The 12533-nt window shown below is 42.2% G+C and carries 9 protein-coding genes; 5 read left to right on the top strand and 4 right to left on the bottom strand.

Annotated elements, in window-relative coordinates; all coding sequences use genetic code 11:
- Window positions 1-73: 73 nt before the first annotated feature.
- Window positions 74-484, bottom strand: coding sequence for a DUF4826 family protein (locus ND16A_RS18505; RefSeq protein WP_033075715.1), 411 nt, complete (start codon window positions 482-484; stop codon window positions 74-76).
- A gap of 240 nt (window positions 485-724) precedes the next feature.
- Here ND16A_RS18505 and ND16A_RS18500 point away from each other — a divergent pair, with 240 nt between their 5' ends.
- A complete protein-coding gene (locus ND16A_RS18500) occupies window positions 725-1765 on the top strand; it encodes a Leu/Phe/Val dehydrogenase (protein ID WP_033075722.1) in 1041 nt (346 codons plus the stop codon).
- Window positions 1766-1849: 84 nt separating this feature from the next.
- Here the strand turns inward: ND16A_RS18500 and ydiJ are convergent, their stop codons facing one another.
- Window positions 1850-4900 carry a D-2-hydroxyglutarate dehydrogenase YdiJ gene (ydiJ, locus tag ND16A_RS18495; RefSeq protein ID WP_033075716.1) on the bottom strand — a complete coding sequence of 1017 codons (3051 nt, stop codon included), beginning with the start codon at window positions 4898-4900 and terminating at the stop codon, window positions 1850-1852.
- Between the two features lie 156 nt (window positions 4901-5056).
- Between ydiJ and ND16A_RS18490 the strand changes: the two genes are divergently transcribed.
- Window positions 5057-6190: an RNA-guided endonuclease InsQ/TnpB family protein gene (locus tag ND16A_RS18490; protein WP_052072760.1), complete on the top strand. Its 1134-nt coding sequence runs from the start codon at window positions 5057-5059 to the stop codon at window positions 6188-6190.
- Window positions 6191-6277: 87 nt separating this feature from the next.
- Here the strand turns inward: ND16A_RS18490 and ND16A_RS18485 are convergent, their stop codons facing one another.
- Window positions 6278-6679, bottom strand: coding sequence for a DUF3224 domain-containing protein (locus ND16A_RS18485; protein ID WP_033075717.1), 402 nt, complete (start codon window positions 6677-6679; stop codon window positions 6278-6280).
- A 226-nt stretch (window positions 6680-6905) separates the two neighbouring features.
- Between ND16A_RS18485 and ND16A_RS18480 the strand changes: the two genes are divergently transcribed.
- The gene (locus ND16A_RS18480; RefSeq protein ID WP_033075718.1) at window positions 6906-7484 is read left to right on the top strand and encodes a LysM peptidoglycan-binding domain-containing protein; all 579 of its coding nucleotides are present in this window, start codon (window positions 6906-6908) and stop codon (window positions 7482-7484) included.
- 119 nt (window positions 7485-7603) lie between these two features.
- Here ND16A_RS18480 and ppsA read toward each other — a convergent pair whose 3' ends face one another.
- Entirely contained in the window at window positions 7604-9976 is a 2373-nt protein-coding gene (gene ppsA / locus ND16A_RS18475; protein WP_033075719.1) for a phosphoenolpyruvate synthase, read from the bottom strand.
- A gap of 134 nt (window positions 9977-10110) precedes the next feature.
- On the opposite strand from ppsA, the gene ppsR reads away from it, so the two are divergent.
- The gene (ppsR, locus tag ND16A_RS18470) at window positions 10111-10920 is read left to right on the top strand and encodes a posphoenolpyruvate synthetase regulatory kinase/phosphorylase PpsR (RefSeq protein ID WP_033075720.1); all 810 of its coding nucleotides are present in this window, start codon (window positions 10111-10113) and stop codon (window positions 10918-10920) included.
- Between the two features lie 363 nt (window positions 10921-11283).
- Complete coding sequence (locus ND16A_RS18465) at window positions 11284-12330, top strand: 3-deoxy-7-phosphoheptulonate synthase (RefSeq protein WP_033075721.1); 1047 nt, start codon at window positions 11284-11286, stop codon at window positions 12328-12330.
- Window positions 12331-12533 lie beyond the last annotated feature (203 nt).

Here is a 12533-nt window from a genome sequence, read left to right on the forward strand (position 1 = left end):
CCTTGACCCCTTGACCCCTTGACCCCTTGACCCCTTGACCCCTTGACTATTTACTTCCTTGATACCTTAATTATTAACCTTCCGGCCATAAACTTTCGTTTTCAAATAACTGATATAAGCCTTCCGCACGACTCACCAATAATTTGGCGAAATTCATCTGGGTGGCATCAGTGGCATTTTGTTCAATGTTTTGTGCTTGTAACTGCCATTTCATCGAAAAATTTCTTAATGCTTCACGCACACTGTCTGCTGCAGAAGAGGCGATATGATCACACGGCAAATCGCCACTAATCACCCAAACCGCTTGATTATCAAGAGTTTTAAGTTTCCAAACAGCAACTACTGGAACCAGGTAACGACTATTTTGTGGGGCCACAGATGCAGTAACGACACCTTTATCAGCAAGGTACTTGGTGGCTTTTTGATATTGTTCTCTGATCCATGCTTGTTTTTGTTCTTCTGACATTTGCTTTTCTTCGGACATGTAAAATTCTCTTAGTAATATAATGCAGACATACTCGCTGAATTTAGCGTTAATGACAAGCGCTATTTCACCCGAACTGAATAGTTCTAAACTGTAACTATAAATGAACGACTTGAGCTAAACTATTTAGTAAATTCGGCTAGCACCAACAAGGCTTAAGTGCTATGTTTCGCTCATATAAAAACTAATAGACTCGAAATCGAACGGATGATTTCAGGGCTTAAATTTGCGGAGAAAATTGTGGCTTTTTTTGATTTAGTAGATTTTGATTTTCACGAACAAGTGGTTTACTGCTCAGATGAACAGAGCGGTCTTAAAGCGATTATTGCCGTACACAGTACCAAGTTAGGTCCTGCCGCCGGTGGTTGTCGTTTTTGGGATTACGCCTCTGATGCAGAAGCGTTGAAAGATGTATTGCGTTTATCCCGTGGTATGACATACAAAAATGCCATGGCCGGGTTGAAGTTAGGCGGTGGTAAAGCGGTAATTATTGGCAATCCAAAGCAATTAAAATCGGACGAGTTATTAAAAGCGTTCGGTCGTGCCGTAAATAATTTAAATGGTCGTTACTACACCGCTGAAGATGTGAATATCACCACTGCCGATATGGCCATCGCCAATACCGAAACCGACTTTGTTTCCGGGCTTGAAGGTAAAAGCGGTAACCCAGGTCCATTTACGGCGTACGGTACATTTTTAGGCATTAAAGCCGCGGTTAAATTTAAACTAGGTAAAGATGACTTAACCGGCATCAAAGTCGCGGTTCAGGGCTTAGGTAGCGTAGGCTATTCTTTATGTGAAAAACTGCACGGCGCAGGTGCTGAACTTATCGTTTCTGATATTAATCAAACCGCGCTAGATAAAGCCGCAACTGAGCTAAATGCTAAAGTAGTTGGCTTAGATGAAATTTACAGCCAGGATGTTGATGTATTCTCTCCTTGCGCCCTGGGTGCCAGCATAAACGATGATACCCTTGCGCAATTAAAAGCGGTCATTATTGCCGGTTGCGCAAACAATCAGCTGGCCGAAACTCGCCATGATCAACTTGTGCTAGATAAAGGCATTTTATACGCGCCAGATTACGTAATAAATGCCGGTGGCATAATTAACGTTGCATTAGAAATTTATGACCAAGAATATTGTGCTGATCATGCAACCACTTTGGTAGAGAATATCTACACTACCCTAATGAATATATTTGAAAAAGCGGCAAGTGAAAACTTACCTACCGGTGTAGTCGCTGACCAAATGGCAAGAGATATCCTTGCCAATGGCCAATAATCTCCCGTTCTCTAGCGCAGATAGCTGATTACTTTACCTATATATAAAAGGCCGCAATTCGCGGCCTTTAAAATTAGAGGGTGATTATAAGTGCATTAACAATGCTTGTACTGGGTGTTTCAATTGTTTTTGCCCTAATCGTTTTACCTGGCTACGACAAGAAAACCCGGTTGCCAGCTGATAGGCGGTGTCGCCTGCATCAATAGGCTGCTGCCAACTGAGATCATAAAGCCCCTTTGAATTTTTCTGGTTTTGTTTTTCATGGCCAAAGGTTCCGGCCATACCACAGCAACCGACACTAACCGGCGAAAGCTTTAAACCAAAGTGCTCAAAGATACCCGCCCATTCACCTTCTGAACTTGGCAACGCGGTTTTTTCAGTACAGTGACTGAACAATTGGTATACCGGCAAATACTTAGACTCAAGGCTTGGCACTTGCTTAATCAACTCGGTAAGCCATTCATGGGCTAGAAGCACATTAAAATCACCTCGATTATCGCCCAATATTTGATTATACTCATCGCGATAACACAGCACTAATGACGCATCTAAACCCAGCATTGGAATATGTAATTTATGAATTTGGTTAAGTAATTCACTTGCCGTTTTTGCCGTTTGGGCGAACTCCTTCAAAAAGCCTTTTACATGTTGCGGTTTACCATTAGGCATAAATGGCAGTAACACCGGTTGTAAACCAAGCTTGGCAATAAGTTGCATCATATCGCTAACCACATTCGCATCGTAATAGGAGGTAAATGGGTCTTGTACAACAATCACATATTGCTCGCGCTCATCAATCGTTAAGGCACTAAGTTTGGCTAAATCAAAGGTTTCAAACTGTTGTGCCTTGATTTGAGATTTTAACGTAGGCACCGATAATAATGGCGTATCTATGTAACCTAGTGCATGTTTACTGAACGACTTAAACAACGGGTTATCGATAGAGACATTGACCAGGTTTGGCGCTTTCGCCATTAACGGTGCTAAATTTTCGATTTGCGCGACAAAGTGGTCTTTCACTGGCCGCAGATATCTTGAGTAATACACTTGCGCAAACTGTGCTTTAAAGTCAGGTACATCCACTTTTACCGGACATTGACTGGCACAAGCTTTACAGGCCAAGCAACCACTCATCGCATCCATCACTTCATTAGAGTAATCGTAAGCACCAATTTTGCCTTTTAACGTATTAAACGTACGCAAGGCAAGAGATTTCACCGAAACTAGATTGGCTTCACGTTGTAACTCATTAAAATCAACGCCCTTATTAGCCAATAGCCTTAACCATTCCCGCATTAAACCGGCACGGCCTTTGGGAGAATGTCGTCGGTCACCGGTGATTTTACTCGATGGACACATTGGGCTTTTGCTATCAAAGTTAAAGCACAAGCCATTGCCATTACAGTTCATCACAGAAGGTAAACTCTCACGTACGGTAATGGGTATTTCCCGGTCAAAAGCGCCGCGTTTTTTCGCATCGACGCTGACTAATTGCTCATCACTCGCTAGTGGCGTACAAATTTTTCCAGGGTTCATTTTGTTCAATGGATCGAACGCCGATTTGATCCGTCTTAATTCATGGAACAGCTCATCACCAAAAAACTGCGGGCCGTATTCACTGCGGTAACCTTTACCGTGTTCGCCCCACATTAAGCCGCCATATTTTGCCGTCAGCGCGACCACTTGATCAGAAATATTGCGTAACGTAACTTCTTGCTCCGGATCGGTCATATCCAGCGCTGGGCGCACATGTAATACCCCGGCATCAATGTGACCAAACATGCCGTAATCAAGATGATAACCATCAAGTAAGTCTCTGAACTCAAGGATGAAGTCGGCCAAATTTTCTGGAGGTACCGCGGTATCCTCGGCAAAGGCCAGTGGTTTAGCCTGACCTTGGGTATTGCCAAGCAAGCCTACGGCTTTTTTACGCATACCATAAAGGCGGTTAATGCTGGCAAGATCGTAGGTTAATTGAAATCCAATCACCCCCAACTGTTTGTTATCGATGTTTTGTTGCAGCGTTTGCGTTAACGCATCAATTTTTTGTTCAACGTCATCTTGTTCAACACCGGTAAATTCGACCAGATTTAAACCGTCCATCGGCTGATTATCAACCTCAGTGATCAAATCGCTGATCGAATGCCAGACAATATCTTGTTTGGCTAAATTTAAGACTCTTGAATCTATGGTTTCTACCGACAGTGCTTTGGCGTTGACCAAGGCAGGTGAGTGTCGTAATGCCGATTCAAAACTGTCGTATTTAATATTTACCAGTGCACGGACTTTCGGGATTGGAGTAATGTTTAGTTTTGCTTCGGCAACAATGGCCAGAGAGCCCTCAGAGCCGGTAATAAGACGGCCCAAGTCAAACTGGGTAAGTTCGTCATCAAATACATTTTCAAGATCGTAACCGGTTAAAAAGCGATTTAAGCGAGGAAACTTTTCTTTGATTTTTTCACGGTTATCAAAACAGGAGTTGTATGCCGTTTTGTAAATTTCGCCGATAGTGCCCGATTGCGCCATCAGCACTTTGTTTTCCTCGAGTGATTTTGCTTTCGTTGAAAACTCTTCACCATTGGCCAACACACAACGCAATGCCAACACATGATCAGACGTTTTACCATACACCAAAGACCCTTGGCCCGAGGCATCGGTATTGATCATGCCGCCAATGGTGGCACGATTACTGGTAGATAAATCTGGCGAAAAGAAAAACCCTAATGGCTTTAAATATTCATTAAGTTGATCTTTAACCACACCCGCTTGTACTTTTACCCAACCCTGCTCAACATTTACGTCGAGAATTTTGCGCATGTGTTTGGATAAGTCGATAACAATGCCAGGTGTTAAAGACTGGCCATTGGTGCCGGTACCACCACCACGAGCACTAAATTTGATTTCATTAAATTTTTCCTGGCTGGATATTGCTGCAATTAATTTTATGTCTTCAACGGTTTTAGGATGCAGTACAGCTTGCGGTAATTGTTGATATACGCTGTTATCAGTTGCTACGGCTAGGCGAGAGCCATAATGACAGGAAATGTCGCCAGAAAAATTCGTTTTTTTCAGGGCTTTTAGGTATTGCTGATACAAAGGTGCAATAACGTCGGTAAAGTCTAGGCGTGGTAACATAAGTCTCTTGTGTGCTAAACAAATATTTAGACGTCTATGATGCTAAATATTTGTTTAGAGTACAAATGCTTTCTACTTACTTTATCGAATAATACCGAGAAAACCCAGTGATCTTTAGTCGTTGGGATGAATCGGTAAAGATAATCTTGCTCTTAAATGTATTTAAACAGAGGTATTTCCGACGGAACAACTAAAATAACGGTCAGACCAAAAGGTTTTTTCAAGCCAAAATTGCTGCTTAAGTATTGGGAATTCAGTCCACAAGTGGCGGTTTGTCACCTGTTTGATTTTCCTAACATGTTTAGAGACGCAGTATCTTGGGCTTATCCTCATCAATATATGAATATTTTCTTTGTCTACTTCAATCTCCTCGACTTTAAAATAAGTTTTAAACAAAAGAAATTGCACAATGATAGCTTCCGCTCAGCCAATACGAATGAAAACTTAAAGCTTGCAAATAGGTGCATTACCATTCCAAAGATTGGCGCTGTGGGTATCGTTCAGCATCGCAAGCTAGTAAGTAAAATAAAGTCTGCCACCTTTCAGATGCGTCATGGTAAATGGCAAGTTTCATTCACTCAAGAAGTGGAGTGCAAAGCCGCAAAACAGCTACTATCATCAATTGTTGGCTACGACATTAACAGCCAGTTTACGGTTGTTGGCTCAAACGATTGGTATGTTAAAAATCCGAAAGTTTTTAAAAAATCTTCAGTAAAATTAAAGCAAATTCAAGTCCAGTTGAGCCGTCGACAGAAAGGCTCGGATCGCTGGCACAAAACAAAAGAACGTCTAAATAAACTTCACGGACAAATCTCTCGCCAACGCCTAGCGTTTGCGCATGAAGTATCCTGCTCGATAGCCAAGGCCAGTGATATTATTGTGTTTGAAAATTTGAACGTTAAAGGAATGCAGCAATTTAACGGTTTGATGGTGAATGACAATGTGATGGGTATGATCACAACACTCGCCAAATATAAGGTCGGATTAAATGGCGGTATTTACTGTGAAATTGGTCGATATGTAAAGTCATCTGGCATTTGTTATGAATGCAAGCATGAGCATAAATTCGATCTAAATGTGCGTTCATTCGTTTGTGAGAATTGCGGTTTTGAGCAGTGCAGAGACCTCTCTGCGGCTAAGTCAGTAGCGAGCACAGGTGAGAAGGATTTAATGGCGGTTGGGATAATCGTCAGGGTACGTCCCAAATCTCAGCAGAAATCATCTAGTCAAACGAAAGTCTTTGAGCTATCAAAGTTTGATGTGGGAACTGAGAAAAAAGAAGCATCCTAAGCTAGGTTGTAGAAGCCCAGTGATCTTTGGTCGCGGGGTAATTCACAGAGAATTTCGCTATATTAAGAGTATTAACAATGGATTGCCTTAATCCGAAAAGTTAATCTCCATACAATATTCAGCTTTTCCACCCTCAATGGAGGTAAAACTGCCGGTTCCGCTAATCCCTACTAGTTCATCACTGGCGTTGGCGGTTATTATGATAAAATTGCTGCTGGCCACACCATTTTCGAAAATGCCCTCGTGTTTTAACACCAATTGGCCAGTTTTTCCCAGTAATGTCGCGGCAATGGTTTCATAACCCACAAAACTAGCCTTTCCTTCTTCTGTATAGTTCATCAGGTATTGTAATGAACTGCTACCACTAATGTCCCCGGTGTAGCTTTGCGAAATTTTGGCATGAGATTGTTTACCACCCTGCTCAAATTCCTGATGTGATTCTTCTTCCCAATTGATGATTTGAAAAACACCCTGTAAATTCTGTGCCATATTTTTCTGTCCTTAGTTTGTATTTATCGTTGATGTTGATGGAAAATGACTATTAGACTACCTCATTTTTCGTTCAGGTAAAGGCCAATTATAAATCACTGCTATACTTAACCGGGCGAAGTGACGGTTCCTTTGACTACAATAAATTGATAAATGCAGTAGTTAAAATAAAACTCATGATTAACCATGAAATACCATTTTAGATGTTGATGGAGGATTCTAACGGATGAAAATTTTTTATCTCCTCACAGCTTTATGCTGTGTATCTATCGGCTGCTTTAGTTTTGCTGGAGAAACAGCAACTAGTGGGGTTGATGACAAAAAACTGACGTTCCACATTATTCAACGAGGAGATACTTTATTCTCTTTAGCGAAGAAAAATGGTGTTTCCCTCGAAGATTTGCAAAGGTGGAATAAGATCAAAAACCCTAACTCAGTATCCGTAGGCCAAATGATCACTCTGCGAGATCCAAATGAAAACAATAACAAAGAAAAAATCAAACGTGCCAGCACCGAGGTAACGACTCAGAGTCAACCTGGTGCAACAAAATTAGTCAGTGAGGCAAAGTTAGCTTTAACACATAAAAATTATCCTTTAGCGATTAGTTTATTAAAAAAACTGTATGAAATTGGCAATGTGGATGAACGTCAATTTGCATTAGAATATATAGGCGTTGCTCAGGAACAATATGGCCAAAAAACCTTCGCTAAGCAAGCCTATGAGAAATTTCTTAACCATTACCCGGCAGCAGACGCGGCAAAAAGAGTGAAAACTCGATTAGACAACTTAACTACTTCTAACTGATTTAGGAGTAATTTCGCCGTGCAATCCCCTTCAAAAGGCCTCCGGCCTGCCGGGTATAAGTACATCCCGGTACAAAAAAAAAGGGCCGTAAGGCCCTTAATTATAAAATATACTATTCGTTATTTTTCTTGCTCAGCTAAGTATAACCAAGTGTCTAACACTGAATCAGGGTTAAGGGACACACTGTCAATGCCTTCTTCAACCAACCAGGCAGCAAAATCTTTATGATCCGATGGACCTTGACCACAAATACCTACGTATTTACCACGCGCCTTACACGCTTGTATGGCCATAGATAATAACGCTTTAATGGCCGGATTACGTTCATCAAACAAGTGGGCAATCAATCCAGAATCACGGTCTAAACCAAGTGTTAACTGGGTTAAGTCATTTGAACCGATAGAGAAACCGTCGAAGTGATCCAAAAATTGATCGGCCAACAAGGCATTCGATGGTAGTTCACACATCATGATAATGCGTAAACCATTTTCGCCACGAACCAAACCGTTTTCCGCCAAAATTGCAATCACTTGCTCAGCTTCTTCTAAGGTGCGTACGAATGGGATCATCACCTCAACGTTGGTTAAGCCCATGTCATTGCGAACCCGTTTAATGGCGTCACATTCCATAGCGAAACATTCACGAAAATCTTTTGAAATATAACGTGACGCGCCACGGTAACCTATCATCGGATTTTCTTCTTCCGGCTCGTAGATATCACCACCCACCAGGTTGGCGTATTCGTTTGATTTGAAATCAGACATTCGCACAATCACTGTCTCAGGAGAAAATGCGGCAGCAAGCGTAGAAATACCTTCGGTGAGTTTGGTTACATAGAATTCACGCGGTGATTCATAACCGGCAATGATATCTGAAATTTCAGCTTGTAAATCTGCCGACTCATTATCAAAATTCAACAGTGCTTTTGGGTGCACACCGATCATTTTATTGATAACAAACTCAACCCGGGCCAAGCCGATACCAGCGTGTGGTAAACGAGCAAATGAGAATGCTCGGTCAGGGTTACCCACGTTCATCATCACTTTCAGCGGAATCGCAGGCATATTATCAATTTCAGACGTGGTTACGGTAAAATCTAACTGACCTTCGTAGATATAACCCGTATCACCTTCGGCACAAGAAACCGTTACTTCGCTACCGTTAGCAATTTTGCTAGTAGCATCACCACAACCTACTACCGCAGGAATACCCATTTCACGAGCAATAATGGCAGCATGACAGGTGCGACCGCCACGGTTAGTGACAATAGCAGAAGCGCGTTTCATGATAGGTTCCCAATCAGGGTCGGTCATGTCGGTAACTAATACGTCACCCGGCAATACTTTGTCCATTTCATCAATAGAGGCAAGAATTTTTACTTTACCTTTACCAATTTTTTGACCAATGGCACGGCCTTCACAAATCACTTTCGATTTGTCTTGTAACTGGAATTGTTCCATTACGTTGGCACTTTCGCGGCTGCGTACGGTTTCAGGGCGGGCTTGTACTATGTACAATTTTCCGTCTAAACCATCTTTGGCCCATTCGATGTCCATTGGACGACCGTAATGTTTTTCAATGATCACTGCTTGTTTGGCTAATTCTTCAATCTCGGCATCATTGATAGAAAACGTATTCGAAACCCGTTCTTCAATATCAACAATATCGACTTGCTTGCCGTGCTCTGGGTTATCGGCGTAAATCATCTTAATCGCTTTCGAGCCAATATTACGACGCAATACTGCTGGTTTACCGGCAGCTAGTGTAGGTTTGTGAACGTAAAACTCATCAGGGTTTACTGCTCCTTGTACTACCATTTCACCTAAGCCGAAGCTTGAAGTGATAAATACCACGTCTTCAAAACCAGACTCGGTATCTATGGTAAACATCACGCCAGACGATGCGATGTCTGAACGAACCATGCGTTGGATACCCGCAGATAATGCTACACCACGGTGGTCGTAGCCAGTATGTACGCGGTAAGAAATTGCACGGTCATTAAAAAGTGAGGCAAATACATGCTTAATGGCAGTCATTACCGCGTCAAAACCACGCACGTTTAAAAAGGTTTCTTGTTGGCCAGCAAAGGAAGCATCTGGCATATCTTCAGCCGTTGCCGATGAACGAACGGCAAATGATGCTTCAGCAGAAAACTCACCAGCCAGATGGGCATAGGCTTGTTCTATATCTTTTTGCATCTCAGGTAAGAATGGCGTTTCGATGATCCAGTTACGAATTTTTTCACCACATTCGGTTAATGCCGCGATGTTATCAACATCGAGAGAGTCTAACTCAGTATGGATTTTTTCGTTAAGGCCTGATTGCTCTAAAAACTCATTAAAGGCAAAGGCTGAGGTGGCGAAACCGCCGGGGACTTGTACACCAACATTGGCAAGGTTGCTGATCATTTCACCAAGTGATGCATTTTTACCACCGACGCGGTCTACATCACCCATACCCAGGTCTTGATACCAAAGTACATTCTCTTGCACGTGCTTCTCCTAACAAGAATATTCAATTATAATGAAAGAGTTATTCGTTAATAACTCGGAAAATTCGTCGACATTCTACACCCTAAAACGCTAAACTAAAACTAAATAAGAAAGTTTTTATAAGTGATTACCAAATGCGCGCAGCTTTTTACATTTCCGATGGTACCGCCATCACCTCAGAGGTTTTTGGCCATGCTCTACTGTCATTATTTCCGCTTGAGTTCGAACACATTACCATTCCGTTTGTTGAGACTATCGAAAAGGCCGAAGAAGTAAAAAAACAAATTAATCTAACTTATAAGCGAACCGGTGAAAAACCCTTCGTATTCCATACGTTTGTTAACCCGGACACCCGCGAAGTTATCGACACTTGTGATGGCCTGATTTATAACTTTCTTGAGCACTTTGTTAACCCGGTGGAGCAGCAATTAGGCATCCAGGCAAAACCGAAAGCCCATCGCACCCACTCCATTCATGAAAACAGTTACGATTACCGCATCGATGCGGTAAATTTTGCTCTGGCTAATGACGATGGTACGCAGGTGACCAACTACGAACATGCCGATGTTATTCTGGTGGGCGTATCGCGTTCGGGCAAAACCCCAACCAGTTTATATCTGGCGCTGCAATACGGAGTAAAAGCCGCCAACTACCCTTTCACCGACGATGATATGGATGAGTTAGGCTTGCCACCGTTTTTGAAAAAGCACAAAAAGAAGATTTTCGGCTTAAGCATAGCTCCAGACAGATTACATGAGATCAGAGATGGACGCATGGCCAACTCCAAGTACTCGTCAGCCAGACAATGCAGAATGGAAATACGGGAAGTAGAGAAATTGTATAAAAAAGAAAAAATCCCGTTTATCAACACCACTAAGCTTTCGGTGGAAGAGATCTCGGCGAAAATTTTATCGGAAACTGGCTTACAGCGATATAAATACTAAAATTAGTAAGGGCGTGTTGGTCTTTCCAATACAAATTTTGGTCAAACTAAACGCGTTCTGCTCAAGGCACTTGGATAGAAGCATGGTTGTTCCATGTAAAAGACAAGTAACGCTGAGCAGGATGGGTTTAGATTGACCCCGAAGGGCAGCAATTATTTGTCATTTCTACTGCGTTAGTTGCAATTCGTATAGCTGACTATACTTCACAGCAACTGCCTTGTAAAAATAACAAATAATTTGCTGCAAAATTGCATTGGAAAGGTCAATACGCCCTAAGATCATATAAATATAAGAAAACGGTTCCCTTGGCAGCCGTTTTTTCTTATATTAGCGGCAGAATTAGTATAAAAGTAAAGAACTTACATGACCATAAAAACGGATGAATTTCGTACCTCACTGATCGATCATTTAATTTCACCGGCACAGCTTGCTCGCGATATCCCGATGTCGGATGATGTTGCCGAGTTTATTATTCAATCTCGAAAAGATATTGAAAGTATCATTAACGGTGAAGATAAACGATTATTGGTAGTGATCGGCCCCTGTTCAATACACGATCCTGAAGCGGCACTCGATTACGCGAAAAAGCTAAAGGTTTTTCAAGAGCAGTACAAAGACGAATTGTATATCGTGATGCGGGTGTATTTTGAAAAACCGCGGACCACAGTGGGCTGGAAAGGCTTAATTAGCGATCCCGATTTAGACAAATCATTCAATGTCGAAAAAGGCTTACATTTAGCCCGTGACTTATTAGTGAAAATTAATGAGATGGGTTTACCTGCTGCCACTGAATTTTTAGATATGGTCACCGGTCAATATATTTCAGACTTGATCAGCTGGGGCGCTATTGGTGCCAGAACTACCGAATCGCAAGTGCACCGTGAACTGGCCTCAGCCCTTTCTTGCCCGGTTGGCTTTAAAAACGGCACCGACGGCAACGTAAAAATTGCCATCGATGCGATTCATGCCTCACGCGTACCGCATGTGTTGTACTCTCCGGATAAAACCGGGCAAATGTGTATTTATCGTACCTCGGGTAATCCTTATGCGCATGTGATCCTGCGCGGTGGCAAGGTACCCAATTATGGCAAAGAAGACATCGCCAGTGCCTGCCAGCAATTAGACAACGCCAAACTTACCGCAAGCATTATGGTAGATTGCAGCCATGGCAACAGTGAAAAAAATCACAATAAACAACTTAATGTGTCGATGGACTTGGCCGAACAAATCAAGGCCGGCTCAAGCAATATCTTCGGCGTAATGATTGAGAGTTTCTTGGTCGAAGGTAATCAAAAAGTGGTTGATGTAAACGATTTAATTTACGGCCAAAGTATTACTGACGCCTGTGTGAATTTGCAGCAAAGTAAAGAAATATTGGATGTTTTGCAAAGTGCCATTCAAAGCAAATAATCGAATATACCAATAGCAAAAAGCCGGTAAACTTTTCAGTCTGCCGGCCTTTTTTTATATGGACATACATACTACCTGCATATTCCGGAGCATCGTGAACAGTCATTCCGGCCCATCGTGAACACCTATTCTGGTTTAACGTGAACAGTCATTCCGGTTTCATCGTGAACACTTTTTCATGATTTTCCGGAATCGGTGTTCAC

It is taken from the genome of Thalassotalea sp. ND16A (assembly GCF_000764205.1).
Taxonomy (GTDB): Bacteria; Pseudomonadota; Gammaproteobacteria; order Enterobacterales; family Alteromonadaceae; genus Thalassotalea_A.